Annotated in this window: 20 protein-coding genes and 1 riboswitch; of the genes, 15 read left to right on the top strand and 5 right to left on the bottom strand. The window is 49.8% G+C overall.

What is annotated here, in order from left to right:
• Positions 1 to 64 precede the first annotated feature (64 nt).
• The 6 genes from H70357_RS29440 (at position 65) to H70357_RS29415 (ending at position 9,761) form a co-directional block, all read left to right on the top strand.
• The gene (locus tag H70357_RS29440; protein WP_038600814.1) at positions 65 to 1,849 is read left to right on the top strand and encodes a sensor histidine kinase; all 1,785 of its coding nucleotides are present in this window, start codon (positions 65 to 67) and stop codon (positions 1,847 to 1,849) included.
• Between the two features lie 106 nt (positions 1,850 to 1,955).
• The gene (locus tag H70357_RS29435; protein WP_156130960.1) at positions 1,956 to 2,942 is read left to right on the top strand and encodes an ABC transporter permease; all 987 of its coding nucleotides are present in this window, start codon (positions 1,956 to 1,958) and stop codon (positions 2,940 to 2,942) included.
• 14 nt (positions 2,943 to 2,956) lie between these two features.
• Entirely contained in the window at positions 2,957 to 3,856 is a 900-nt protein-coding gene (locus tag H70357_RS29430; RefSeq protein ID WP_197073626.1) for a carbohydrate ABC transporter permease, read from the top strand.
• 206 nt (positions 3,857 to 4,062) lie between these two features.
• Complete coding sequence (locus H70357_RS29425; RefSeq protein WP_038596620.1) at positions 4,063 to 5,805, top strand: ABC transporter substrate-binding protein; 1,743 nt, start codon at positions 4,063 to 4,065, stop codon at positions 5,803 to 5,805.
• 100 nt (positions 5,806 to 5,905) lie between these two features.
• Entirely contained in the window at positions 5,906 to 8,290 is a 2,385-nt protein-coding gene (locus H70357_RS29420; protein WP_038596617.1) for a glycoside hydrolase family 95 protein, read from the top strand.
• 328 nt (positions 8,291 to 8,618) lie between these two features.
• Positions 8,619 to 9,761: a transglutaminase domain-containing protein gene (locus H70357_RS29415; protein ID WP_038596615.1), complete on the top strand. Its 1,143-nt coding sequence runs from the start codon at positions 8,619 to 8,621 to the stop codon at positions 9,759 to 9,761.
• 103 nt (positions 9,762 to 9,864) lie between these two features.
• On the opposite strand, the gene H70357_RS29410 is transcribed toward H70357_RS29415, so the two are convergent.
• Positions 9,865 to 11,355 (bottom strand): amino acid permease, encoded by a 1,491-nt coding sequence (locus H70357_RS29410; RefSeq protein WP_052092322.1) that lies wholly within the window; start codon positions 11,353 to 11,355, stop codon positions 9,865 to 9,867.
• Between the two features lie 158 nt (positions 11,356 to 11,513).
• Positions 11,514 to 11,724: riboswitch (Lysine riboswitch) on the bottom strand.
• A gap of 97 nt (positions 11,725 to 11,821) precedes the next feature.
• The gene (locus H70357_RS29405; RefSeq protein ID WP_038596613.1) at positions 11,822 to 12,955 is read right to left on the bottom strand and encodes a virulence factor; all 1,134 of its coding nucleotides are present in this window, start codon (positions 12,953 to 12,955) and stop codon (positions 11,822 to 11,824) included.
• Positions 12,956 to 13,260: 305 nt separating this feature from the next.
• On the opposite strand from H70357_RS29405, the gene H70357_RS29400 reads away from it, so the two are divergent.
• Together H70357_RS29400 and H70357_RS29395 are read left to right on the top strand one after the other, a co-directional pair.
• The gene (locus H70357_RS29400; protein ID WP_038596611.1) at positions 13,261 to 14,256 is read left to right on the top strand and encodes an MBL fold metallo-hydrolase; all 996 of its coding nucleotides are present in this window, start codon (positions 13,261 to 13,263) and stop codon (positions 14,254 to 14,256) included.
• A 200-nt stretch (positions 14,257 to 14,456) separates the two neighbouring features.
• Entirely contained in the window at positions 14,457 to 16,082 is a 1,626-nt protein-coding gene (locus H70357_RS29395; RefSeq protein ID WP_038596609.1) for an ABC-F family ATP-binding cassette domain-containing protein, read from the top strand.
• A 126-nt stretch (positions 16,083 to 16,208) separates the two neighbouring features.
• On the opposite strand, the gene H70357_RS29390 is transcribed toward H70357_RS29395, so the two are convergent.
• Positions 16,209 to 16,394: a hypothetical protein gene (locus tag H70357_RS29390; protein WP_038596607.1), complete on the bottom strand. Its 186-nt coding sequence runs from the start codon at positions 16,392 to 16,394 to the stop codon at positions 16,209 to 16,211.
• 136 nt (positions 16,395 to 16,530) lie between these two features.
• Here H70357_RS29390 and H70357_RS29385 point away from each other — a divergent pair, with 136 nt between their 5' ends.
• Together H70357_RS29385 and H70357_RS29380 are read left to right on the top strand one after the other, a co-directional pair.
• The gene (locus H70357_RS29385; protein WP_038596605.1) at positions 16,531 to 17,400 is read left to right on the top strand and encodes a cation diffusion facilitator family transporter; all 870 of its coding nucleotides are present in this window, start codon (positions 16,531 to 16,533) and stop codon (positions 17,398 to 17,400) included.
• A 212-nt stretch (positions 17,401 to 17,612) separates the two neighbouring features.
• Positions 17,613 to 18,689, top strand: a complete 1,077-nt coding sequence (locus tag H70357_RS29380) for a C40 family peptidase (RefSeq protein WP_038596603.1) — start codon at positions 17,613 to 17,615, stop codon at positions 18,687 to 18,689.
• Positions 18,690 to 18,962: 273 nt separating this feature from the next.
• Here the strand turns inward: H70357_RS29380 and H70357_RS29375 are convergent, their stop codons facing one another.
• Together H70357_RS29375 and H70357_RS35535 are read right to left on the bottom strand one after the other, a co-directional pair.
• Positions 18,963 to 19,328, bottom strand: coding sequence for a hypothetical protein (locus tag H70357_RS29375; RefSeq protein ID WP_038596602.1), 366 nt, complete (start codon positions 19,326 to 19,328; stop codon positions 18,963 to 18,965).
• A 344-nt stretch (positions 19,329 to 19,672) separates the two neighbouring features.
• Positions 19,673 to 19,840: a DUF1328 domain-containing protein gene (locus H70357_RS35535; RefSeq protein WP_038596600.1), complete on the bottom strand. Its 168-nt coding sequence runs from the start codon at positions 19,838 to 19,840 to the stop codon at positions 19,673 to 19,675.
• A 185-nt stretch (positions 19,841 to 20,025) separates the two neighbouring features.
• Between H70357_RS35535 and H70357_RS29365 the strand changes: the two genes are divergently transcribed.
• The 5 genes from H70357_RS29365 (at position 20,026) to H70357_RS29345 (ending at position 26,594) form a co-directional block, all read left to right on the top strand.
• Positions 20,026 to 20,532: a DUF948 domain-containing protein gene (locus H70357_RS29365; protein ID WP_038596597.1), complete on the top strand. Its 507-nt coding sequence runs from the start codon at positions 20,026 to 20,028 to the stop codon at positions 20,530 to 20,532.
• A 36-nt stretch (positions 20,533 to 20,568) separates the two neighbouring features.
• Positions 20,569 to 21,102 carry an SET domain-containing protein gene (locus tag H70357_RS34645; RefSeq protein ID WP_052092321.1) on the top strand — a complete coding sequence of 178 codons (534 nt, stop codon included), beginning with the start codon at positions 20,569 to 20,571 and terminating at the stop codon, positions 21,100 to 21,102.
• Between the two features lie 91 nt (positions 21,103 to 21,193).
• Entirely contained in the window at positions 21,194 to 21,541 is a 348-nt protein-coding gene (locus H70357_RS29355; RefSeq protein WP_038596595.1) for a YflT domain-containing protein, read from the top strand.
• 221 nt (positions 21,542 to 21,762) lie between these two features.
• Complete coding sequence (locus tag H70357_RS29350; protein WP_038596593.1) at positions 21,763 to 22,929, top strand: SpoIIE family protein phosphatase; 1,167 nt, start codon at positions 21,763 to 21,765, stop codon at positions 22,927 to 22,929.
• Positions 22,926 to 26,594: a response regulator gene (locus H70357_RS29345; protein WP_038596591.1), complete on the top strand. Its 3,669-nt coding sequence runs from the start codon at positions 22,926 to 22,928 to the stop codon at positions 26,592 to 26,594. The genes H70357_RS29350 and H70357_RS29345 overlap by 4 nt, the downstream gene beginning before the upstream one ends.
• The last annotated feature ends 31 nt before the right edge of the window (positions 26,595 to 26,625 follow it).

Genomic DNA, 26,625 nt, shown 5'->3' with positions numbered 1-26,625 from the left:
TGTTTGCCATGATTCGGGTGAACAGATTAGGAGAGGAGGGAACGTTGTGAAAAATCTAGTGCGGATGATCAATAACATGAAGCTGAAATATAAGTTCATTCTGTTCTACATTGTAGTCGTTATGATTCCTGTACTGATTATAGGCATTGCCCTAACCGGGTATTTTCGCGGGGCTGCCTTGGACAGAGCCATTGACCAGGCAACCAATAATTTGGAGAAAATCAAAAGTCAAATGGCAAGCAAACTGCGGGTTCCCACGGATATTTCGAATCTGCTCTATTTCGACGGCGATTTCAAGACCCTTGTCACTACGCAGTATCCCAGCATCCTGGAGCTGACGAAGGCTTATATAAACTTTACAGATTTCAAGGATTATATATTGCAGTATCGCGAACTCTCCAACATCCGTTTCTTCATTGATAACCAGACGCTAGTTGATAATATGTCTATCGCTCCCCTGACTCCGGAGATTGAATCCAGATCATGGTATCAGAAGGTTGTGGGGACCAAAGGAATACACTGGCTGTATATCCCCGACAAGGAAAAATATGAAACCAGTGAAAAAGGAACGATTAATAAGTTAAGCCTCATCCGGCAGGTGCCTTATTCGGAGTACAAAAAACCCGGTGTATTAATGGTGCAGGTAAATCCCGATGAGCTGAATGGAATGCTGTACCAGGAGCCCTTTGAAACGCTTATTACAGATGAGCAGGGATATATTACTGCCGCCAAGAACCCGGAGCTGGTGGGGACTACGCTGGATGCCTTTGATATCGATATAGACTTGAGTACGAAAACTAAAGGCGTGTTTAGAACCATGGTAAAGGGCGAAGATTCCTATGTTATTGTCGATGAGATGACTCCTTCGTTTAGCATCAGCCAACTGAAGGTGATTACCGTATTTGAGCGAAGCAGCATTCTTAGCAGTGCGAATAAAGTGAGCGTTCTTGGGCTGGTGATCATCGTCGGAGTGCTGCTTGTTGCGCTGGTGCTTGTCTATACCATTTCTTTATTGACGACCAACCGCCTGCTCCGGCTCAGCCGCCAACTGAATCAGGTGGCCTTAGGCAACCTGAACGTAGTCTCTCATATCGATGGGACCGACGAAATAGGACAGCTGTCACGGCAGTTTAACTATATGGTGGGAAGCATAAACCGGCTGATCGCTCAAGTGATAGAGAGCAATGAGAAGAATAATAAACTGGAAATCGCCCAGAGAGAAATTAAATTGAAAATGATGGCCAGCCAGATTCACCCGCATTTCCTGTTTAATGCCCTGGAGTCCATCCGGATGAATGCCCATCTTAAGGGAGAGAAGGAGATCGCCAATATCGTCAGACTTCTCGGAAAGCTTATGCGCAAAAATCTGGAGGTAGGCAGAGAACGTGCGCCGATGAAGGAAGAGATTGAAATGATCCGCTCCTATCTGGAGATTCAGAAATTCCGGTATGAGGACAGGCTGATGTTTGAAATTGATTTCGACGCCCAAACCTCCGATATCCTGATTCCGCCGCTGATCATCCAGCCGCTGGTGGAGAATTCTGTTGTCCACGGACTGGAGAATAAAGAAGGAACGGTTAACGTGCGGGTAAGTGTCGTTTTGTCTGATGGTGAAATACAAGTGCTTGTGGCAGATGACGGTGCAGGGATGACAGAGAAGCGGCTATCCGAAATTTTGACGGTAATTGCCCAAGCTGAGGAAGAGCAGCGAAGCCGGATCGGTCTGCGCAATGTGCACCAGAGACTGGTCTTGTATTACGGGGAGAAGCATGGACTGAATATCGAAAGCGAGGAAGGGAAGGGCACAAAAATTTACTTTTCCATTCCGGGTGATAGCGATTTCAAATAGCAGGTTGTTGAATGTCTAATTTACACAGGATTTTACGTGAAATCTGTCGGGTATTCGCTTACATTTGGGTGCGGTATGATATGAATATAAAAACGAAGGGGGAATATTGAACGTGAAAGCGCTCACTGAAAACGGTGTTACAGCAAATGAAAGCGTAACCCCCAACCCACCTACGAAACGGAATAGCGGATTTTGGAAAAGCGTACTGCAGCAAAAGTACTTGTATCTGATGTCTCTTCCATTCGTGATCTGGGTATTCATTTTCAGCTATGTGCCCTTATGGGGATGGTTGATGGCATTTCAGAAATATAAACCGGCCAAGTCGTTTGGGGATCAGAAGTGGGTTGGATTGGATAACTTCAAGGAGCTTTTCCATGATGAACGCTTCTACCTTGTGCTAAGAAACACGCTTGCAATGAGCGGTTTGGGATTGGTATTTGGTTTCATTGTTCCGATCTTGTTCGCAGTTTTGCTTAATGAGCTGCGGGGAAACGTCTTCAAAAGAACAGTTCAGACTGTATCTTACCTGCCTCACTTTGTATCCTGGGTCGTGGTAGGCGGGATTGTCTACAAGACACTCGCGATCGACGGAGGGATCGTGAACGATTTGCTGATCTGGCTTAATGTCATTGATGAGCCAATCCAGTTCATGGCTAAAGGTAAATATTTCTGGGGGATTTTAACTGCAGCCGATATATGGAAAGAAACTGGCTGGAATGCGATCATCTATCTGGCAGCGATTACAGGGATCGATAAAGAGCTGTATGAAGCGGCAAAAGTGGACGGGGCCGGAAGAATCAAGCAAATGTTCAACATTACATTGCCTGGTATCCGGACAACTATTACAGTCCTGCTGATTATGTCCATTGGACACCTTGTCGGTATCGGTTTTGAGAAACAGTTCCAGCTGCAGAATAACCTTGTTACCGATTATTCGGAAGTACTGGATTTGTATGCGCTTAAATATGGTATTCAAATAGGACGCTTCTCCTATGGTACCGCAATCAGTATGTTCACCTCAGTAGTCAGTGTGATCTTGCTGCTTGTCGCTAACGGTGTAATGAAGAAAATTACTAAAGAAAGCATCATGTAAGGAGGGGATCTTAAGTGAGCAGCAAAGCTTTTCAAATGTCAAAGTCTGAACGTGTATTCGACATCTTCTTGTACATCTTACTAGGGTTGGTCATGATTGTGACTCTATATCCCTTCCTGAACGTGCTGGCGATTTCCTTCAATGAATCTACAGACACCGTTAGAGGCGGCATATATATCTTCCCGAGAGCCTGGACGCTTGAGAACTACGAACGGATCTTCAGTTATACAGGTCTGATTCAGGGTTTCAAAATCTCGATATTGCGGACCGTTTCCGGTACAATTCTCGGTCTTGCAAGCTCTGCCATGCTGGCGTTTACGCTCAGCCGTCCGGATTTCCGGGCAAGAAAATTTGTTTCGGTATTCCTGGCACTGACCATGTACTTCTCCGGCGGTATGGTGCCTATGTACATTCTGATGAAAGATTTAAATCTGATCGGAACATTCTGGATCTACATTTTGCCGGGTGCGGTTTCTGCGTTCAACGTATTCGTCATCCGTTCCTTTATGGATGGTCTGCCATACGCCCTGCAAGAGTCCGCTAAGCTGGACGGAGCCAATGACTTCCTGATTTTCTACAAAATCATCTTGCCGCTCTGTAAGCCGGTGCTTGCAACAATCGCACTCTTCCTGTCGGTAGGACAATGGAATGAATGGTTCACAACCTATCTGTATAATGGTAACAAGCCGCATCTAACGACACTCCAGTATGAGCTGATGAAGGTTCTGTCGAGTACGAACCAGGGCAGCGGCATGGCTAATGCCAACGATTTGGCCCAGCAAATGGCGCAAATTTCACCAGAGTCCATCAAGATGGCTATCACCATTGTAGTAACGGTACCTATTCTTGTAGTGTATCCTTTCCTGCAGAAGTATTTCGTAAATGGTATGACACTGGGAGCTGTAAAAGCCTAATCCCTGCTAGACAGGGCTAGGATAAGAGGGACGTATTTCTGGCAGGAAAATTGCCAAGCAGAATTACGTCCTGGCTTATCCGTCAAATGAAAGCGCTGGATTGGATTTATTATTATATCGTATTTGCAAGCGCTAACAATGGTATATACAGGTTTAACCTGATATGCATAGATGAACTAATACAAATTATCAAGGGGGATACACAAATGAAAAGCAAGAGCATTAAGACTGCTTTTACGCTCATGCTCATGAGTTCTATGCTGATCGCAGGCTGTGGCGGCGGCAACAACAACAAAAATGTTATCAACACTCCTGCCGACAATGGGGCGAAAAACACCGGCAACAATGCTGCAGACGATACTGCTATGGATACAAGCCCTTTTACTATCTCATTCTTTGGTGGGGATGCCAGTCCAAACTGGAACAAAATGCAGGATGAAGTGGGTAAAGTAATTACTGAGAAAACTGGTGTAACGATTAATGCAGAGTTTGATGTAGGCAGCGGCGGCGGCGATCAAAAAATCCCTATGATGGCTGCCAGCGAAGATGTTCCTGATTTGATCTTCGCCAAAGGAAATCTTAGTATCCTGGTAGATGCCGGTCTGGTTATTGATCTGACCGACCTAATTGATAAATATGCTCCGAACCTGAAAAAAGTATATGGCGATAACATGAATCGTCTGAAATACAGCCTGGATGACCAGAGTATCTATCAAATTCCTACGAACATGGGGGTCGGCCAGCAATCCTTCGACGCAACAGGCGGATTTGAAATTCAACACCGCGTACTGAAGGAACTAGGCTATCCTAAAGTGAGAACCTTAGCCGACTATGAAAAAGTGCTGAAGGATTATGTGGCGCTGCATCCAGAAACCGATGGACAGCCTACGATTCCGCTTACGCTGAATGCCGATGACTGGAAGATCATGATCACGGTTACGAACCCTGCCTTCACTACAACAGGGGCACCGGATGATGGTGAATATTATGTCGATCCGGAAACTTACGAAGCAAAACTTCACTACAAACGCCCTGAAGAAAAAGAATATTTCCGTTGGTTGAACGGCATGTACAATCAAGGTCTGCTTGATAAAGATACCTTCGTACAAAAAGACGACCAATATAAGGCCAAAGTGGCCAGCGGCCGTGTGCTTGGTCTTATCTCCCAGGAATGGGAATACCAGGATGGTGAAAATGCTCTGAAAGCAGCCGGTAAAGATGAGTACACTTATGCGCACTTCCCTGTAACCCTGTCCGAAGAGTATAAAGATCATTCTTTCATGTCAACAGGTATCGACGGCTATGGTCTTGCGATTACAACTGCAGCTAAAGATCCTGTCCGGATCATCAAATGGCTGGACTGGATGTCTTCCGATGAAGGCCAGGTTTTGAGAAGCTGGGGGGTTGAAGGCAAGCATTACACTGTAAATGCAGATGGCAAGCGTGAAGTTCCAGCTGAAATTTCAGACAGAAAAGCCAATGATGCCGCTAATTTTGCTAAAGAAACTGGTGTCGGGCAATATCTGATCTTCGGTGCACGTTATGGCGATGGTGTGAAGGATCCTACTGGCAACTATTACACTGCAACCTTCCCGGAAGAAATCGTAGCTGCTTACTCCGAAGCTGAGAAGGAATCGCTCAAAGGCTACAATGCTACAACATGGAAAGATCTGTTCCCTAAAGAAGATGAATTTCCAGTCAAAGAAACTGGCGCTTTGTACAACATGCCTGTTCCAACTGACGGTCAATACCAGGTAATCTTTAATAAGACTCGAGATATCGTTCGCAAACGTATTCCAGAAGCGATCCTGTCTAAACCGGCTGACTTCGATAAAGTATACGATGCATTCCTTGCTGAGCTGGACAAAGCAGGTGCTCAGGATATGGAAAAAGAGTTTACAGAACTCGTGAAAAAGAGAGTATCCCTGTGGACTGGAAAAGATTTGTAGGCAGCAATTCTCCTTGTTAAACAAAACTAATGCAACAGCAAGGACCCGACATTCGTCAGGGTCTTTTGCTGTATTTTGAACTCATGGGGAGGGCAAGTAAATGAAGGAAGAGCTCAAGGAGCATCCTTGGAAATTAATATACAACCAGCCTGCGGCAATCTGGGAAGAAGCGCTGCCGCTTGGCAACGGACACATGGGTGCTATGGTATTCGGCGGCACAGCCAGGGAACAAATTCAGCTGAATGAGGACACGTTATGGTCCGGCTTTCCCCGGGATACCAACAATTATGAAGCGCTCCGATATTTGAAAAGAGTGCGCGGACTGGTAACGGAAGGCCGTTATGCGGAAGCTGAAGCAACTATTAACGCCCGCATGCTAGGCGTAAATACGCAGGCCTATCTGCCGCTGGGAGATCTTTACCTGGAGCATGACGGTGCGGAGAATTTCAGTCATTATCAGCGTGAGCTGGATCTGGACAGCGGGATTGCCAAAGTGTCCTATCATACGGAGACGGGGGAATTTACCCGCGAAGCTTGGATCAGTGCACCTGACGGTGTATGTGTCATTCAGGCCAAGAGCAGTGTTAAGGGTGGCCTTCAGCTTGCACTCTCTTTGGACAGCCTGCTGAAGCACTCCGTGGAGCCAAAAGGAGAAAACGGGCTTGTCCTTAAGGGAAGCTGTCCTACACATATTGCGGATAATTATCATAAGGATCATCCGGGTGCCATTCTATATGAGGATGGGCTGGGTCTAACGTTTGAGCTTCACCTGCAGGTAATTCTCACAGGAGGAAGCGTAGAGTATGCAGATGGCAAACTTGTTATATCAGGGGCGGATAGTGTGCAGCTGCTTCTTGCTGCCGGCACCGATTATGAAGAGCTGAGAAGCAAAGCGTCACATCTCAAGAAGCGCAGCACCGCAAGGAATGGAAACATTCTGAGCCCGGCAGAGAGCTGCGAAGCAAGACTGGCGGCAGCAGCTGCCAAGTCCTATGAAGATCTGCGGAATCGTCATACAGAGGATCACAAACGAATCTTCCGCCGGGTCGACATGGATCTCGGAGGGCGGGAGAGAGACGGATTACCCACTGATGAGAGGCTCATGAAGTATAAGGCGGGACAGGAAGATCCTGCACTTGAAGCGCTGCTGTTTCAATATGGCCGCTATCTGCTGATGGGAAGCTCCCGTACCGGCACGCAGGCTGCCAATTTACAGGGGATTTGGAACCACCATCTGACACCGCCATGGAACAGCAATTATACAACCAATATCAATACCCAAATGAATTATTGGCTGGCCGAGGTTGGCAATCTAAGCGAACTCCATGAACCTCTGATCGATATGATCCGGGAGGTCAGTGAAACGGGAGCCCGGACGGCGGCAGTTCATTACGGAGCCCGCGGCTGGGTAGCCCACCATAATGTTGATCTGTGGCGCAGTTCTTCTCCTTCAGGCGGAGATGCCAGCTGGGCATTCTGGCCGATGGGCGGCGTGTGGCTGTGCCGCCATTTGTGGGAACATTACAGCTTTAATCCTGATGCTGCTTATCTGGCGGAGACTGCTTACCCGCTCATGAAAGGGGCAGCATTGTTCTGCCTTGACTGGCTGGTGGAAGGTCCGGACGGTCTTCTGGTTACGAACCCGTCCACTTCGCCGGAAAACCGGTTTATGACGAAAGATGGCCAGCCGTGCAGTGTCTCGATGGGCTCCGCGATGGATATGAGCTTAATCCGCGAACTATTTGAGCATTGCCTCCATGCTATGCGGATTCTGGGCGTGGATTCCGAGTTTCAGCAGCAGCTGGAAGAGGCGCTCTCCCGGCTGTCTCCGCTCAAGATCAGCAATGACGGACGTCTGCAGGAGTGGAACGAGGATTTCGCCGAATCGGAACCGGGACACCGTCATGTATCGCATTTGTATGGACTATATCCGGGAGAGTTCATCAATGTGCGGGATACTCCAGAGCTGTTGGAGGCAAGCCGCTTATCACTGCAGAAACGGATCGCCTCGGGAGGCGGACATACCGGCTGGAGCTGCGCTTGGCTGATTAACCTTTACGCACGGTTGAAGGATGGAGAGGCCGCTTACGGCTTTGTCCGCACGCTTCTGTCCCGCTCGGCTTATCCTAACCTGTTTGATGCCCATCCGCCTTTTCAGATTGACGGGAATTTCGGTGCGGCTGCCGGCATCGCAGAAATGCTGCTGCAGAGTCATCTGGGTGAAATCAGCTTGCTTCCCGCACTGCCGGACGCTTGGAAGAACGGAAGCGTCAAAGGACTTAGGGCCCGGGGCGGCTATGAGCTGGATATCGAATGGAGGAACCATAAGCTGGTTTCTGCGGTCATTGCTACCAGCCGGGATGGGATTTGCCGCTTGAATTATCAGCAGCAGGAACTTAAGGTACAGCATCCTGACGGTACCTTATTGCCGGCAGGGAATGTCCTGGAAATGAAAGCGGGAGAAGTGTACCTGGTAACGGTTTGACGATCCATGACCCAATGATGCATAATAATAGATTGAATCGAAGAGACACTGCCCCCTGGCAGAGATTATCTGCGGGGGCAGTTTTTTTGCGTGCTCTATATAAGATGAACTTGAAAGTCTAATGTTCAACTTATATAGGAGCTTTCACTCAAAAAAGGCCTTATCCTCCGGGTATGTCGGGCCGATAATAGTGAATATGAAGCTTTTTGGCGGAATAAATTAAGCTAACGTGGGGTTTAAGGTTGTACGGAGCAAATGTTCAGCATCTACTATAAAAGTACAAACCAATAAGTGGGCTATTACTTACAGCAGGGGGCACAGAAGCGATATGGGAAAGAAGAAACAACTGCCGTTGATGAAGGCTATTCTTGGAGGAATGCTGGTTTTTGCTGCGTTGCCGCCTGGTCTCTATTGGAGCTGGGGGCAGGCTTATGCTGCCGCTGATTCAGCATCGCTGCGCTCGGTAACCGAAATGACACAGAAGCTGACCGCTGCGATGAATAACCGCAGAGAGACCATAACCTTTGCTTATCAGGGGAAGACGTCCAAGCTGAAGGCCCAGGTACAAAGTGCGATAGATCAGGCGATGGGCAGCGACCCTTATCTATACTACACCATTGACAGTTACGCATTTTCCTACCGGGGGAGCAGCAGCTCGGCTAATGTGACGGTACAGGTGGAATACCGTGAGACGCTGCAGCAGACAGCTTTTGTAAATAAACAGGTAAAAGAGATCTTGAAGCAGATCATACTGCCAGGAATGAATAATCACCAGAAGATAAAAGCTATTCATGATTGGGTCGTGCTGCATCTGAAGTATGATAACTCCTACAGCAAATACACCGCATATGAAGGACTTCAGAGCGGCAGTGCGGTATGCCAGGGTTATTCTCTCCTGACATATAAACTATTGTTGGGCGCGGGGATACCCAATAAAATCGTTGAAGGAACGGCGAAGGCGGAAGGGAAAGCTGCCCAGTCGCATGCCTGGAATCTGGTGCAGCTGGAAGGGCGCTGGTACCACCTGGATACCACCTGGGATGATCCGACGCCAAATAAGGAAGGCGCTCTTAGCACGGCTTACTATATGAGAACCGATGCCCAGATGCGCCTTGACCACAAGTGGACCAAGTCATACCCTGCTTCATCTGTCGGCTATGCTCAAACGTTGTCTGAGCTGATCAGCCGCGGGGGCCCAAACGTGGCTGTATATCAGGAGCTTGAGCGGAAGCTTGACTACAGTCTGTATCAGGAGGATTTGATTGTGGGCTCCGGCTCAGAGCTAATGCTGCTTGCCAAACAGGCCATTGCCTCCGGCCAGGCGTCCTTGTTGTTCCGCTATGACGGCAGCGAGAAATCGCTGAAGACTGATCTTCAGGAGCTGTACGCGCTTGGAATGGACCATCTTTCGTACAACAGCTCGCCCTTCGATAACACGGGCGATCTGAAGGTATATGTGACTTGGGAATAATAATTACAGAAAAGGGATGCCTCCTCGCCATTGGCGAAAGAGCATCCCTTTGTTGCGTGAACAGGCGGTAACAGGTAGAATCCGCATAAATCGAGGAAGGATTCTACTCTGCGTGTGTGCTGAGATCGCATTTGTCGAGAGGGATGAGGCTGCTCTTTCTGAACCAGCCATAGCCCAGCCAAATCAAGAGGAATAGTGGCAGGCTGATATAAGAGACCAGAATGCCGTACCAGTCGATTGAATCACCTGTGAAGGCGCCCATATTCTGTCCGAATACGGCAATCAGACATAACGCGAAGGCAAACAGCGGGCCGAACGGGAACCATCTGGCCTTGTAAGGCAGCTCATCGAGTGAATGTCCCTGCTTCACAAAGGCGCGGCGGAAGCGGTAGTGGCAGACGGCAATCCCCAGCCAGTTGATAAATCCGCACATCCCCGAGGCGTTAAGCAGCCAGTTGTACACAGCGCCGTCGCCGAAGAATGAGGCGAGGAAAGCCAGCATACCGACAGCGGTGGTTACGAGAAGGGCACCTACAGGCACGCCGCGGCGGTTCAGCTTGCCGAGGGCGCGCGGAGCCATGCCGTCCTTGGCCATAGCGTACAGGACGCGGGTGGAGGCGTACATCCCGGAGTTTCCGGCAGACAACACGGAGCTCAAGATGACAGCGTTCATGACGGAAGCGGCAATGGCCAGCCCTGCTTTATTGAAGACGATGGTAAAGGGGCTGACACCGATATCATCAATGCCGCCCCGCAGCAGATCGGGATTCGTGTAAGGAATCAGCAGGCCGATCACGAGAATGGCGAAGATGTAGAAAATCAGAATGCGCCAGAATACCTGACGGATGGCGAGCGGAACATTGCGGCGCGGATTCTCGCTCTCACCCGCGGCAACACCGACCAGCTCCGTGCCCTGAAAGGAGAATCCAGCGGCCATAAACACACCGACAAAGGCGAAGAAGCCGCCGTGGAACGAGCTGCCCCCGAGCTGGAAGTTGCTGAAGCCTACGGCTTCACCACCCATGATGCCGAAGATCATGAGTACACCGACCCCAAGGAAGACAATGACCGTGATGATCTTGATAATCGCGAACCAATATTCCGATTCGCCGTAGCCGCGCGAAGACAGGAAATTCAGGCCGAACATCAGCAGCAGGAACAGGAGACTCCAGAGCATCGAGGAACTCTCGGGGAACCAGTATTTAATGATGACGGTTGCTGCAGACAGCTCGGCGGCAATCGTAACCGCCCAGTTATACCAGAAGTTCCAACCAATGGCGAAGCCGAAGGCGGGGCTGACGAACCGGGTGCCGTAGGTGCTGAAAGAACCGGAATCCGGCAGATAGGTGGCCAGCTCTCCAAGGCTGGTCATCAGGAAATAAACCATAATACCAACCGCTGTATAGGCCAGAAGCGCTCCGCCCGGGCCGGATGAGGCGATGGCACCACCGCTGGCCAGGAACAGACCTGTACCGATTGAGCCGCCTAAGGCGATCATTGTTAAATGCCTTGCCTTGAATGTTTTGCGCAGTGCCGTGGGGGCAGGGGAGCTGCCGTGACCCGCAGTCTGCTGCTTATCTCGCTTAGCTTGCATGAATAGGACACTCCTTCAGATGATCATGTTTCTGTTCATGAATAGGGAGTGCTGAGTCGCCGCCTTCCCTTTATAAGGGAGGGGGCATCCTGAAAGCGCAAAAAAAACCGCAGACGGATTCTGCGGTTTCCTGTATTACAGCTCCGCATCATACTCCCTGTTAAGATAGCGCAACACAGTGGCGGCCCGCGGTTTCTGACCGGCGGTGCACTGTGACAGTTCCGTGCCTTTCGGCGACGGCCCCAGTCTTGCAGCTGACAAGAGCGGCTGCAGAGACTTCGGCGGATATTCCTTTCGGCGGCGTTTCACAGACGGCTCTTTAACGTCTCCACGCGCGTACTCTTAATATTCGCGACCTCTACCTCATCTTAGGTATGATGAGGCTATCTTTATACTATGAACACAACAGGAATTAGTATAATGCAACTTGGCATCGCAAGCAATGACAAATATAGGGATGTTGGCGTCAGTTGCGGCGGCGCTCCGACATCTGCTGCCAGACGGTTCCGGCAGCTTCTTCACCGGAGGATATGCGTTCCAGCGCCATTCTGGCCTGGAGGCCCACCTCGAACTCCGGATCGTCCGCTGCCGCCTTCAGTGCCTCTTCGGCTTCAGCTGTGCCGACCTCATAGAGGAAACGTGCAGCCCGCCAGCGGACAAGCTTGCTGGCGTCTGTCAGCGACGCCGTCATCACCGGCGTTGCTGCCGGATCGCCGATGTCGGAGAGCGTATCGCCGGCTGTGCGCCGCACCGCCGGGGCGCTGTCTCTCATCGCCTCGTAGAGCAGCTCCATCGCCTCGGGCGTGCGAAGGTCGCCCAGGTACACGACCGCAAGCCTGCGGAGCTGCAGCTTGGGGTCGTGCAGCGCCGTGCGCAGCTCCGGCAGGAGCTCTGCCGTAGGAGCCAGATCCTCCAGCGCGGCGTAGCGCACGCGCCAATCCTCATGCTTCAGGTCTCGCAGCAGCTCGGCCTGATCCTTCTTCTGCCGCTGCTCGATGAACTCGCCGGCGGTCCCGTGCGCGATGGCCTGCTGCACGAGCGAGTCGAGGCGTTCCTGCGGATACGCCGCTTCCAGCTCCTGCTCCACCTCGCGCGCAATGTCGGCCGGCTCGCCGTAACGCATGCCGTAATCGGTGAGCTTGCGCTCCTTGATCATCACGGCGCTGGCCACATCCGTCACCGCCTGCGTGAAACGGGCGGCAAGGGCGATGCGCTCCTCACTCGCGCCCGTCTTGACGCGGATCTGAATCGGGATGCCGCGGAACATCTGCACGAATACCTGTGATTCTCCGAAGTGGGCACCTGCATTCTCATCAGCGAGGTCGAAATCCGCGCTTAGGCCGTCAGCGCCGAAACGACTCTGCACCTCGCGGAGGATTGCCGCCCAATCGGCGCTGCCCTTGCGTTCAAGCGCGGCGAAATCGGCAGCATGATAAATGCTGGTGACGCCTGGAATGCTCAGCATATCCCGTGCCCAGGAGGGCGCGGTGCGCTGGCTTTCCGGTGTATAGGTCCGGCGTATTCCGGGCTCCAGGCTTTCATCCAGATGAAGCTTCATCGTATTTGGACTTGGAGTCGGTTCAATAAATGTGATCTTCATACGTTAGGCTTCCCCCTTGAACGGCATTCGTGCCGTGTTCTTTACCCGCATTTTACATCATTTCATGCCTCAAATCCAAAAGGGTTACCGGGGCAGCCGCTTAAGTCCAGGCGGAAGTGGGTAAAATTTGTACTAAATGTAAGGTGCATCTGGCCGGACGCGCAGAGGTTCATCGCTGCTTTCAAGTTGACTGCAGCCCTACTTTGCCTTTGGAATTTTGCAAATGACTATGCGGAATCATATAGTAAAGCTATTGAGCTTGCCCTGTAGTTCTTCCGGCAAGCCTTTTAAGGAGAGGTGCTGGAATGGCTAAAATCCGATACAATAACGTCGATAATGTCAGTACAGACAAAACGCTTAAGGAATTCCGCCAGTGGCGTGAGGAACGCCGCCGCAAGAAGAAGGATTATACCTATAAAGTGCCAAACCATCCGCCGCAGGTATCTTATCTGGCCGGGAACCGGCTGGAGACCACGATTACCTGGATCGGGCACTCGACTTTTTTTCTGCAATATGAAGGGATGAACATTATTACCGACCCGATATGGGCGCGGCGGCTCGGCTTTGAGAAACGGATCGGCCAGCCGGGCATCCCGCTGGGTGAGGTTCCGCCGGTTGATCTGATTCTGATCTCCCACTCTCACTACGACCACCTCCATATTGCCTCCATCCGCAAATTATACCGGACAGGTACAACGCTCGTTGTACCTGTGGGCCTGAAGCGGAAGATGCTGCGCAAAGGTTTCGCCAACTGCCTGGAAATGCAGTGGTGGGAGGAGCTCACACTGGGGGCGGTTAAGCTTACATTTGTACCAACCCAGCACTGGACCCGGCGGACGCCGTTCGATACCAATTCGTCCCATTGGGGCGGCTATGTGCTGGAACCTGCCGATCCCGGCAAACACCCGAAAGGGGAGGGGGACGGAGCAAAGCCGAAGCTTCCGCCGAATCTGTATTTTGCCGGAGACAGCGGCTTCTTTCCGGGCTTTAAGGAGATAGGCAGCCGGTTTAAGCTCCATGTCGCCCTGATGCCGATCGGGGCTTACGAGCCGGAGTGGTTTATGAATTCACAGCATGTGAATCCCGAAGAGGCGGTTCAGGCCTTTATAGATGTAGGAGCAGAATTGATGATTCCGATGCATTTCGGCACCTTCCGGCTGGCTGACGATACGGCGCGGGAAGCGCTGGACCGGATGGAGCTGGCCCGCGAGGCTCATGGAATCCGTGCAGAGCGTATCCGCACACTGGGTTACGGTGAAACATTGGTGGTGCATCCCGAAGAGCGTGATTCCCGCCAATAGCCCGGCCGGGCAAGCGGCAAGCACGGATTTTCCGCAATCCGGCCTATTTGATGTTGGACGCTATACGGATCTCTGTATTTTGCCCGGAAACGTCCAGTTTGCTTGAAAAAGACGGCAAAGCAGTTCCTTCTTGGGCCTCTTTTGCTTGATTTTATGCTATAATGAGCCGAAACCCTAAGTGAAAAGGATGGTAATGCTTAATGATTAGCACAAGCGGCGTAACACTCCGCTACGGAAAACGCGCACTATTTGAGGATGTAAACATAAAATTCACACCCGGCAACTGCTACGGCTTGATCGGAGCGAACGGGGCCGGCAAATCGACGTTCCTGAAAATTTTGTCCGGTGAAATTGAAGCAAATATCGGGGACGTTCATATCACCCCCGGTGAACGACTGGCGATACTGAAGCAGAACCATTTCGAGTACGATGAATTTTTGGTGCTGGAAACGGTAATTATGGGGCATACCCGTCTTTATGAGATCATGAAGGAGAAGGATGCGCTATACGCCAAAAGTGATTTCACAGAGGCTGACGGACTGCGCGCCGGTGAGCTTGAAGGCGAATTTGCCGAGCTGAACGGCTGGGATGCCGAGCCGGATGCGGCGGCCATGCTGATCGGTCTGGGCATTATGCGTGAAATGCATGACAAGAAAATGGCCGAACTCAGCGGCAACGAAAAGGTACGGGTGCTGCTTGCGCAAGCCCTGTTCGGACGTCCGAACAACCTGCTGCTCGATGAGCCTACCAACCATTTGGATCTTGAATCCATCGGCTGGCTGGAGAACTTCCTTATGGACTACGAAGGCACCGTTATCGTCGTATCCCATGACCGTCACTTCTTGAACAAAGTATGTACACATATTGCGGACATCGACTTTGGCAAAATTCAAATGTATGTCGGCAACTACGACTTCTGGTATGAGTCCAGCCAATTGGCCCAGGCCCTGCAGCGCGACTCGAACAAGAAGAAGGAAGACAAGATGAAGGAGCTGCAGGCATTTATCCAGCGTTTCTCGGCCAATGCCTCCAAGTCCAAACAAGCGACTTCGCGTAAGAAGCAGCTGGAGAAAATTACTTTGGACGACATCCGTCCCTCCAACCGGAAATATCCGTTCCTCAACTTCAAGCCGGAACGTGAAGCAGGCAAGCAGCTGCTTACCATCAGCGGGCTGAGCAAATCCGTTGAAGGCGAGAAGCTGCTCGATGAAATCAGCTTTGTGGTGAACAAAGGGGATAAGATCGCTTTTGTAGGTCCATATTCACAGCCTAAATCACTGCTGTTTGATGTCATCATGGGTGAGAAGGAAGCGGATGCCGGTGAATATGCATGGGGAGTAACAACAACCCAGGCCTATTTCCCGAAAGACAACTCCAGCTATTTCGACGGGGTAAACATGAACCTGGTAGAATGGCTGCGCCAATATTCCAAGGATCAGGATGAAACCTTCCTCCGCGGATTCCTCGGCCGGATGCTGTTTGCCGGTGAAGAAGCGCTGAAGAAAGCAAGCGTCCTGTCCGGAGGCGAGAAGGTCCGCTGTATGCTGGCCAAAATGATGCTGAACGGTGCGAATGTGCTAGTGTTTGATGAGCCTACCAACCACTTGGATCTGGAGTCTATCACGGCGCTGAATAACGGGCTGATTGATTTCGACGGAACCATTTTGTTCACTTCGCATGACCATCAGTTCATCCAGACGATTGCCAACCGCATCATCGAGATTACCCCTACCGGAGTTATCGACCGCTCGATGAGCTATGATGAATATCTGGAGAACCCGGAAATTAAGGAAATGCGCCAGCGCATGTATCCTGTGGAAGCTTAAGAGATAACTGAAAGAATGAACAGTAATTCGTTCATAGCAAAACGGCTGCGTTACCCCTTGTGAGGGATAACGCAGCCGTTTATGTTCAAATATAGTGTGAAATGCGACTTGCACATGCCATAATTCCTAAGAACCACCTGTACGGCGGCGCTGATTGTTTGGCTTCTTGTTATTTTGACTCTTTAGCGGCTTCGCTGAACCGGCTTGAAAGGAAGAACCCGGTTTAGCGGATGACTGCTGTTTCTTCTGTTCCAGCTTCTGGCGGATGGCATCAGCCAAGTTGATCTTTGGTTTATCATTACTTTCGCTCATTATGTTAACCCCCTTATAAAGCAAGTCCTTTACTTTATTCTAATTGTTTTTAAATGCAGTCACAAGGGCAAGAATAAATCAAAGCATGATTTACCGGAGGGGCAGTAAAGAAACCGGGTATAGGGGGGGACAGGAATTGGCCGATATTTATGAAGATATACGCAAAGGTGAACGGGGGGCCTTGATCAGCATTATTGCTTATCTTATTCTGTCCGCCTTAAAGCTGGTCAGCGGGTACTTGTTCGCTTCCAGCGCGCTGCTTGCAGACGGATTCAATAATCTGACGGACATTGTCGCTTCACTTGCGGTACTAATCGGGCTGCGCATCTCGCGGAAGCCGCCTGACTCGGATCATACGTACGGGCATTTCCGCGCCGAGACCGTAGCTGCATTGCTGGCATCCTTTATTATGGCTATGGTCGGAATTCAGGTTATTGTAGAAGCGGTCCGGTCTTTATTCGAAGGAGCCAAGGAGGTGCCGCAGCTTTGGTCAGCAGGTGTGGCGGTAGTGTGTGCGGTTGCCATGATGGGAGTCTATATCTATAACAAGCGGCTGGCGAAGCAGATTAACAATAGTGCACTCATGGCTGCGGCTAAGGACAATTTTTCCGATGCAATGGTGAGTATCGGTGCTGCTGTTGGAATCGTTGGCGCACAGTTCGGACTGCCATGGATCGATTCCGCTGCTGCGGTTGCTGTCGGTCTGCTGATTTCCAAGACAGCTTGGGATATTTTTCGTGATTCGACATACCGGTTGACTGACGGCTTTGATGAAGATAAGCTGCTGGATTTGCGCAGCACGATTGCCCGGACGCCGGGTGTGGAAGGGATCAAGGACCTCAAGGCCCGTGTTCATGGAAATCATGTGCTGGTGGATGTTGTTGTGGAAGTGGATGCCGAAATTACCGTATTGGAAGGTCATGAGATCAGCGATTCCATTGAAGATAGAATGAGCAAATTGCATAATATAATGAATGTGCAGGTCCATGTAGAACCTAAAGGTTAAAAATCCTTAATTTCTTCTAGTTATCTGTAATTTCCACCAAATCCAAGGAGAATTCAAGACTATAGACCTGGTACTTACCATAAAGTGGCAAGCTTTTTTGTGAAATTTGGAGCATGTTCCAATTCCCGGCTAAGCCTATAATGAGGGCAGAAAGCAACAAACGTAGCGCGCGCCGTTGTTGATTTTCTCATTTTGCTAAGCGGGGGAACGCTATGATCACATCACATAAGCAGATTGCAGCAACGTTACTGGTCTCAGCATCACTTGCAGTATCATTGGGAGTTTTCAGCCCGCAAAAGGTGCAAGCAGCTTCGGTTTCTTCAGATTTCGCAGTGACAGCAACGTCTGGATTAACCGGTACTATACAATCTTCAGTTCGTCTGCGCACGAGCGCTTCCACAAGCGGTAGTGTGCTTCGTTATTTAAACGAAGGTGAACAGGTAACAATTGTGGAACAAACGAACAGCTATTGGTACAAAGTCAGAACTTCGGATGGAACCGTTGGTTATACCAGCGCGGGAGAGCAGTATATTCGAGTGGGTTCGGGATCTGGAAATACATCTTCCGGACAGACAGGGGTTATACAAGCTTCGGTCCGTCTTCGGGAACTGCCTTCTACAAGCGGAAAAGTACTGGGGTATTTAAATAGAGGCGATCAAGTAGCTATTCTGGAAGAAACGAACAGTTACTGGTACAAAGTAAAAGCTGCAGACGGAACTGTAGGCTATACAAGTGCTGCAGATCAATATATCTCGGTAGGTGGCGGAACGTCTACTCCAGCACCAACGCCAACACCAACACCGAATCCAACACCAGCGCCAGCGCCAGATCCAACGGCTCCGTCACAATCAGCAGTGATTGAACGGGTCATTGCCGCGGGCATGGGTTATCTTGGAACTCCCTATGAGTTCGGATCAAGCAGAAGCGACACGAGCACTTTCGATTGCTCCGACTTTATCCGGCAGATCTTCATAGATGCAGCTAATTTGAAACTGCCTGCTGATTCACGTCAACAGGGAGCCTGGGTACAGCAGAACAGCAACACTGTCACAGATATTTCCGGCCTGAAACGCGGGGATCTGATGTTCTTCATGGATTATAAAGGAAGTTCAGCTTCTGCTTATGGAGGCATCGACAAATCTGCGGCAAGAATTTCACATGTAGCCATGTATCTGGGTGACGGACAAATGCTGCAAACGTATTCCGTATCTTCAGGCGGGGTACGGGTAGATAAATTAAGCGCTTCTTGGGTGAACCGTTTCCTTTACGGAGGTTCGGTCATCCGCTAAATATAAATGCATACAGGAAGCGACAGCATCGCAAGTTTGTGACGGGTGAACTAGGGCGGATGTTTTGTGGGGCTATCCCATCAGTAGAATTTTCTGCTGAGGGATAGCCTTTCCTGTGTTTAGGGCATGAAAGAAAAAAAGCCCGTCAGGACTTTTGGATGTCCGCAGGCTGTTTCACTATACACCCTCATAAGGGTGTATCTATACTAAAAAGGCAAGTCCCCGCATGGCTATGTATGAGTTTGGGAGCGGGGCGCTGCTCGTAAAACTGATTTATGGAGTGATTACATAAGCGGAGGCGGGAACCTTAATCCAGCGCATGCCCAACCAGGTGTATATCTCTCTCCATTCATTGCCGTTCGAATCAACCAGGATATTTCCTGTAGTGTCAAGGGTTTGAGCGCCGAGAAAACCCGTAGCAACGGGGCTGTTCATGGAAGCGTAGAAAGGTGTTGCTTTTGTCAAAATAATCTGAGGAGTTGCTGGTCTAAGGTCTGATTGTGTGATTACTGTCTCAAACCGGGGGCTGTAAGTCGTTTCCGTTACAGTTGTTGTGTTGGTTACTTCTGCAGCTGAAGCCGTTGCGGCTATGGAAGCCATAAGACCCATTGCTACTGTTAAGCTGGCTAATTTTTTCATTGTGATTCCTCCCAGAGTTGGTTTTGATTTTGCGTATATTTACCATGTTTGCGATGTGTTAATAAGCATGTAAACAAAAAGTGGATACAATGAACCAACCCCTTTGTTTTTTATGAAAACTATCATGAACAGAGGAATGGAGGCGACTTACGGGTGACAATCCGTGTGGAAAGGCCTATACTTTCTGCATGGTGAATATGATGTATGGAGGAAAAGGGAGGGGAGGAATCTCTGGCATAATCAGACAGCGGCAACCGCTATACATAAATCAGACCCGAACTCCTTTTCGGAGTCCGGGTCCTTAGCACCTGAAATGTGATGTCGTTTTTAATGTTCTTTTACAGTTACAATGATCTTCCTCTGCGTCCTGTAAAGAGCGAAACTATGAACAGCACGAGGAAGATGAAGAACAATACTTTAGCGATTCCTACTGCCGCCCCTACGATATTAAAGAAACCGAATACACCGGCAATCAATGCAATTACCAGCAGAATTACTGACCATTTCAACATGTGATGTCATCCTTTCTGTGTGGTGATGTAGTCATTGTTTAAACGGGTCGCTCCCCTTTGAAACAAAATAGGAGAGGTAGTCTTTAAGTCGCTTGACAAGCTGTTTCGGCCTAAGTAAGTAAGGGTAACTATGCAGTATCAAGGCAGAGCAAGCCGACATTTATGATTTGGAAGGGGTTTTCGTAATGATCATTGAACTTAGCGTTGCACTTGTTGCGATTGCATTCACCGTACTCGTTTTCTTTTTAATTAAAACCTTAAAATCAGCGAAAGAATCCCTCGACAAGGTCAGCCAGACTCTGCAGGAAGTCCAAAAGACGGTGGATGAGCTTACTTATGAAGTGAAAACAACCGTCAGACATGCCAATGATATTACGGCCGACGTCCAGGGCAAGATTCAAAAGATCGACCCTATTATGGATTCAGTGAAAAATCTTGGCGATGTAATGAACGAATTGACGCTTACCGTGAAGCAGGTATCTGTGACTGTGATTGAGAAGTACCGGAAATCACGCGAGCTTAAGGAGAAAGCCAAAGCCGTCTCCATAGAAGATGCTCCGCTGACACCTGCCGAAGAACGTACAGTGAAATCCTATGATGCCGCATATGCCAAAAAAGGTCCGGGGAAAATAGGAATGGCGCTTAAAGGCGTTGACGCTGCAGCTGCTATATGGCAAAAATTCCGGCATTAACTAAGTAGGCGGCAGTGAGAAAGGCGGGATGATTCCATGAACATTGTCATTCTTTTGCTAAGTCTTCTCTCTCCATATTTAACACCGTCTCCGCAGAAGGAGCATGTTCCTGCCGCCCTTTTTACCGTGCAGCCGCCAGTGGTGCTGGCCATTGAACGCAGTATGGGGGTAAGCCCTTATATCAGCAGCTTTAATTCTTTGGCAGGGACATCCCTTTATATGTCGGAGGAAGAACTGCTGCTGGCTAAAGGTTCGCCGCTTAGTATTGCTCCTGATCCCTGGCAGGAATGCCTGGAATATCAATACGCCGATATGTCGGCAGGAGTTTGTGAAGGGGCCGTGCTGTATGTTCACGTAACGCCGGCACAGGCCGGGCAATACGGATTGCAGCTGAATGAAGAAAAACTGGATCCGGCGCGAAACAATTTTCAAGAGCTGCTGGGAACTCCGGATTTTGTAGCTGAAGACGGCGATGTCTATTTAAGAGGAAGCGCTGCGCTGAAGATTTACCGCAATCCGCAGACAGGGGAATGGGAGGGTATTGATTTATTTGATGGAAATTCCTCCTGATCTGTTTCACGGTCCGTAAATAAGGTTAATGAAGGAACAGTTGTCTTATCAGGCATTATCCTCATTAATCTAACCATAGGAGCGTGATTTCATGGATTCAATCGGTACACAGGCGTATGCCAAGCTGCTGGAAAATGGTGTTCAGGCGATCGAAGAAGTGAATCGGCTGCGCAGCAGCGGCTATTCCAGAGATGACATTTATGTCATTAGCCACGATCAGGACCGTGAGGGCCGTATCGTTGATGCTGCAGATACTAATGAGGTCAGTCTCAGTGAAGAAGGGTTATTTGGCGCGATTGCCAATCTTTTCCGTTCGCGGGGGGATGCGCTCCGTTTCAAAATTACTTCGCTGGGTTTTAGCAGTGCAGAAGCAGGCTTCTACGAGAAAGAGCTTGATTCAGGCAAGGTTCTCGTCATTGCCAAAAGAAACCCGCAATAAACGCCGGTTTGTTGTATGAGAACCTATAGCCCGATAGCGTAACCTCCAGCTCCACTATAATTAGTGGGGCTGGAGGTTACTTTGTTGAATGCTGATACAATATATTACTCTCCTGGTAGATTGTCGACAATTGGAAAGACGGCGTTCAAATATCGTATGATAGAATTATAGATGTAAGGGATTTGTACGGCTCTAATACTAATCGTGCGAGGTGAAGATGCTTGAGAATTTTAATCGTAGATGACAACCCGACTAACGTAATCATTATCCGTGAAATCCTGAAAAAAGAAGACTATCGAAATTTCATAACAGCATCATCCGCCAAAGAAATGCTGAAACTGCTTGGCATTGGAGGCGAAAAAAAAGGACCGCAGCAGTCGGATATCGATTTAATTCTGCTGGATATGATGATGCCAGAGATGGATGGAATCGAGGCTTGCCGTGTGGTTCAACAATATGAGCATCTAAGGGATATTCCGATTATTATGGTTACCGCTGTGGGGGATTCCAAGAAATTGGCGGAGGCACTGGATGCCGGAGCTGTGGATTATGTTACGAAACCGATTAACAAGGTTGAACTTATGGCGCGTATCCGGCTGGCGCTCCGTCTCAAGCGGGAGAAGGATTGGCATAAAGAGCGGGATCAGCGGATGCAGGATGAATTGAAGCTTGCAGCACTTGTGCAGAATGCTGTACTCAGTTTGCCAATTACGGATGAGGTTTTGGAGGCGCATGCCATCTATCAGCCTTCCGCTGAACTGGCCGGTGATCTGTATGCCTGGTATCCGCTGGGAGACGGCAGGTATGCTGTGATCCTGCTGGATATGATGGGACACGGGATCTCCTCGTCGCTTTTCTGTATGTTTCTGGCCTCTGTGCTTAAGGATACTGTGACTACGTACGTGGAGCCGGAGAAGGTAATTCAAGAGCTGAACCGGCGGTTTAACCAGCTCTATATCGAGAAACAGCTGGTCCAGTATTACTTTACCGCGATTTATCTTGTGATTGATACGCGAATGAAGCGAATTGACTATGTAAATGCCGGACATCCGCCGGCGCTGCTCTTTGAAGGCAACGCCAAGAAACCAGTGCTGCTGGAGAGCAACTGCCATCCGGTCGGGTTGTTCGACCGAATTGATATTCAGCCGCAGAGTTTGAGTTTCGAAGAGGAAGGGCATCTGGTAATGTACACTGACGGTCTGCTGGAAATGGCCCCAGGTGAACAGGAAGAGCAGCTGGACTTTATGATCGGGAATCTGAACGGGGACCACGAATGGCGTGAAGAGGTTATGCAGGAGGCTTTTTTCACAGATGAAGCGGACCAGGAACGTGATGACGACAAATGCCTGGTGTGGATCACGCTGAAGAAAGGAACGGATAAGGAATGAAGATAAAGGCCAAGCTGCTGATCGGCTTCAGCGCGATGCTGGCAATTATGTTGGCACTTACGCTGATTGGATACGATCGGCTTAATTATATGAGCAACCAGCTAGACGGCTTTCAGGACAGATACAGCAAGGGGCGTGCGATTTCTGGACTTCGAGGCGAGGTCAATGATATGGCGCGGATCTTGACCACATCGATGCTGAATGCCGATACGCTGTCTGTGGGTGCCCAGAAAACTGAGATAGACGGCAAAGTTATCAAGGCGGAAGGGTATTTGAAGACCATAGAAGCTTCGATGAGTGCTGCGGAGGAAATGGAGTTTTTGAGCCGGATTAAAAAAGCTAATTCCGCTTACCTGAACTATCAGAATAAAGCGTTGGAGATGCTTACAGCCGGTTATTTTCAGAATGCCAACACCTACCGTAACACAGAGGGACAGGCCATTCAGAACGAGGTACTGGACAGTCTGAATGCCCTCGCTGATTATAATGCCTATCAGATGACCGAAGAAAATGCCACCGCGCAGAAAGCTTATGAAAGATCCATTCAAATGGTAACGCTGATTATGATTGTGGGGCTGCTGCTTGGACTTGGTGTCGTCCTTTGGGTGATTCCAAGCATTACGCGCGGTCTTAATGTCGTTTCCATGATGATTACCAGCTTTGGAAACGGCAAGATGCGGGCGATCCGCAGGCTCAAGGTAGTCTCTAAGGATGAAATCGGTGATGTAGCCCGAGTATTTCAGGAGATGGCGGAGGACATCGAACAAAAGCAGCAGATGGAAAAAGCTTATGCGCAGGCTCAGAGCGATCAGGCCTGGCTGAATGCGAATATCGCACAGGTAACAGAACTGCTGCGCGGCGTCAGTTCACTTGATCAGGTGTCACAGACCTTTATCAACGAATTCACTCCTGTGCTGGGAGCCCAATACGGCGCGGTTTACTTGAAGGATAGCAACAATCCTAATCTGCTAACTGCAAGCGGCTATTATGCCGGTGAAGGGGGCGACAAGCCGAAGGAAGGGTTTGAAATCGGCCAAGGGCTTGTCGGACAAAGCGCCTTGGATAAGAAGCCGATCAAACTGACAGAGGCTCCGGACGATTATATTTCCATTTCCTCAGGGTTTGGCGATTCCCATCCTCAACATATATCTATTTATCCGTTGTTGTTTGAGGATGAACTGCTTGGCGTTGTTGAATTTGCCTCCTTTACGCCATTCACCGCGCTGCAGAATGAATTGCTGCATCAACTGACGAATAATCTCGGTGTCATCCTGAACAATATCAGCCGCAGACTCGTGGTGGAGGAGCTGCTGCGCGAATCACAGGCGCTCACGGAAGAACTGCAGTGCCAGTCGGAGGAGCTCCAGACCCAGCAGGAAGAACTTCGCCGCTCCAACGAGAATCTGGAGGAGCAGACCGATGCGCTTAAACGTTCGGAGGAGCTGCTGCAGCGGCAGCAGGGAGAGCTGGAGCACTACAATAGTGAACTGGTATCCAAAACCCGCGCGCTGGAGGATCAGGTCCAGGAGGTTGAAGAGAAAAAGGATGAGATTGAGCACGCCCGTGTCCAGTTGGAGAAGCAGGCGATGCAGCTTGCTGTAACGAGCAAATACAAATCGGAGTTCCTGGCCAACATGTCCCATGAGCTACGGACTCCGCTGAACAGTCTGCTTATCCTTTCACAGCTGCTTACCGAGAATAAAGAGGGTAACCTGTCGGAAAAGCAGGTTGAATTCGCGCACACGATCTATATGTCCGGTGCGGATCTCCTGAAGATGATTGATGAAATTCTTGATCTTTCCAAGGTTGATGCAGGTAAGATGGAGCTGAATTATGAAGAAGTTCCGCTGACGGAGCTCAAAACCTTTGTGAAACAGAATTTTGCTCCTCAAGCCCTTAAGAAAGGGCTGTCTCTGCGTCTTTCCTTTAATGAGCCGCTGCCGGACAGTTTATTTACAGACAGTCATCGCCTGAAGCAAATTCTGCGCAATCTGTTGTCTAATGCCTTTAAATTTACCAGCGAGGGTTATGTAGGATTTGAGGTAAGCCATGCAGTGCCTGCTCAATTACCGTCCTTCCTTCCGCCGGAGTATGAGTATATTTCCATAGCTGTGAAAGACAGCGGTATCGGGATTCCTGCAGACAAGACCGATATCGTATTTGAGGCGTTCCAGCAAGTGGATGGGACGACCAGCCGCAAATATGGCGGCACCGGTCTTGGCTTGTCGATCAGCCGCGAATTAGCACGGTTGATGGGCGGTGCCATCGGGCTGGAGTCGCGTGAGGGACAAGGTAGCACGTTTACGCTGTATCTGCCGGTCCAAGGGAATTACCGCCTGCTTCCAGGGGCAGTTGAGGCGGCCGCGGCCCAAGAGGCGGCGACACTGGCGGAATACGTGGAAGAACTACAACCTGCTAAATCCGGAGATGTCATACCTGCCCCGCTTAATCCAGTGATAGTGGAGGATGACCGTGAGAATTTGACGGCAAACGATAAGGTTCTGCTTATTGTCGAGGATGATGAGAGCTTTGCCAAAATATTGCTCGATATGGCCCGCGGACGCGGTTTCAAGGGATTGGTGGCGCTGCAGGGGGATATCGGGCTGCAAATGGCCAAATCCCACCTGCCGGATGCGATTATTCTGGACATCCAGCTGCCGGTTATGGACGGCTGGGCGATACTCAGAGAGCTTAAGGGCGCATCACAAACGCGGCATATTCCTGTTCATGTCATCTCTGTAAATGATGAGATGAAGCAGGGCCTAATGATGGGCGCGATGGCTTACTTGAGAAAACCTTCGACCCGGCAGGCACTGGAGCGGGCATTCTCACAAATCGAGAGCTACACAGCCAGTACCCTGAAGCATCTGCTGATTGTCGAGGATGATGAAATTCAGCGCCGTTCCATTATGGAGCTTATCGGCCATGATGATGTCGCCATTACGGCGGTTTCAACCGGACAAGAAGCGCTCGGTGAACTGCGTAAGCAGAAATACGACTGCATGGTTCTCGACCTGATGCTTGACGATATGAATGGCTTCGAACTGCTTGATCAGATCCGCGATGATGAGGAACTGAATGATCTGCCGATCATTATATACACAGGCAAGGATCTGGACAGCAAGGAAGAGACGCAGCTGCGGAAATATGCCGAATCGATCATTATCAAGGATGTGCGCTCACCGGAGAGACTGCTGGATGAGACGACCTTGTTCCTCCACCGGGTGGAAGCCAATCTTCCGGAGGATAAGCGTAAAATTCTGCAAAAGCTGCACAATAAAGAAGAGCTGTTTGAGGGAAAGAAGATTTTACTCGTGGATGATGATATCCGCAACGTATTTGCGCTCTCCAGTGTGCTGGAAGAATACCACATGGAAGTGAAGTTCGCAGAGAATGGCCGGGAAGCACTCGATATGCTGGTCGAACAGGAAGATTTTGATCTCGTGCTCATGGATATGATGATGCCGGAAATGGACGGATATGAGGCGATGCGCCGGATTCGCCAGATGCCGCAGTATCATAAATTGCCAATAATCGCGCTTACGGCCAAGGCGATGAAGGAAGACCGGGCCAAGTGTATTGAAGCGGGAGCTTCGGATTATATGAAGAAACCGATCGGTACCGATCAGCTACTTTCTTTAATGCGCGTTTGGTTGTATTCGTAAGCGTGAATTTGGGGTAATAGCATTACAGCAC

It is taken from the genome of Paenibacillus sp. FSL H7-0357 (genome assembly GCF_000758525.1).
In the GTDB taxonomy this organism is placed as follows: domain Bacteria; phylum Bacillota; class Bacilli; order Paenibacillales; family Paenibacillaceae; genus Paenibacillus_AQ.
Note: the sequence above shows the minus strand (reverse complement) of the source record. Positions and strands in the feature narration are given on the sequence as shown.

Bases quoted from the DNA above. Each gene is read 5' to 3' on its own strand.
- H70357_RS29440 (WP_038600814.1), top strand. From the start codon at position 65: ATGATCAATAACATGAAGCTGAAATATAAGTTCATTCTGTTCTACATT.
- H70357_RS29395 (WP_038596609.1), top strand. From the start codon at position 14,457: ATGATTAGCACAAGCGGCGTAACACTCCGCTACGGAAAACGCGCACTA.
- H70357_RS29415 (WP_038596615.1), top strand. From the start codon at position 8,619: ATGGGAAAGAAGAAACAACTGCCGTTGATGAAGGCTATTCTTGGAGGA.
- H70357_RS29400 (WP_038596611.1), top strand. From the start codon at position 13,261: ATGGCTAAAATCCGATACAATAACGTCGATAATGTCAGTACAGACAAA.
- H70357_RS29425 (WP_038596620.1), top strand. From the start codon at position 4,063: ATGAAAAGCAAGAGCATTAAGACTGCTTTTACGCTCATGCTCATGAGT.
- H70357_RS29380 (WP_038596603.1), top strand. From the start codon at position 17,613: ATGATCACATCACATAAGCAGATTGCAGCAACGTTACTGGTCTCAGCA.
- H70357_RS29390 (WP_038596607.1), bottom strand. From the start codon at position 16,394: ATGAGCGAAAGTAATGATAAACCAAAGATCAACTTGGCTGATGCCATC.
- H70357_RS29405 (WP_038596613.1), bottom strand. From the start codon at position 12,955: ATGAAGATCACATTTATTGAACCGACTCCAAGTCCAAATACGATGAAG.
- H70357_RS29355 (WP_038596595.1), top strand. From the start codon at position 21,194: ATGGATTCAATCGGTACACAGGCGTATGCCAAGCTGCTGGAAAATGGT.
- H70357_RS29420 (WP_038596617.1), top strand. From the start codon at position 5,906: ATGAAGGAAGAGCTCAAGGAGCATCCTTGGAAATTAATATACAACCAG.
- H70357_RS29375 (WP_038596602.1), bottom strand. From the start codon at position 19,328: ATGAAAAAATTAGCCAGCTTAACAGTAGCAATGGGTCTTATGGCTTCC.
- H70357_RS29365 (WP_038596597.1), top strand. From the start codon at position 20,026: ATGATCATTGAACTTAGCGTTGCACTTGTTGCGATTGCATTCACCGTA.
- H70357_RS34645 (WP_052092321.1), top strand. From the start codon at position 20,569: ATGAACATTGTCATTCTTTTGCTAAGTCTTCTCTCTCCATATTTAACA.
- H70357_RS29345 (WP_038596591.1), top strand. From the start codon at position 22,926: ATGAAGATAAAGGCCAAGCTGCTGATCGGCTTCAGCGCGATGCTGGCA.
- H70357_RS35535 (WP_038596600.1), bottom strand. From the start codon at position 19,840: ATGTTGAAATGGTCAGTAATTCTGCTGGTAATTGCATTGATTGCCGGT.
- H70357_RS29410 (WP_052092322.1), bottom strand. From the start codon at position 11,355: ATGCAAGCTAAGCGAGATAAGCAGCAGACTGCGGGTCACGGCAGCTCC.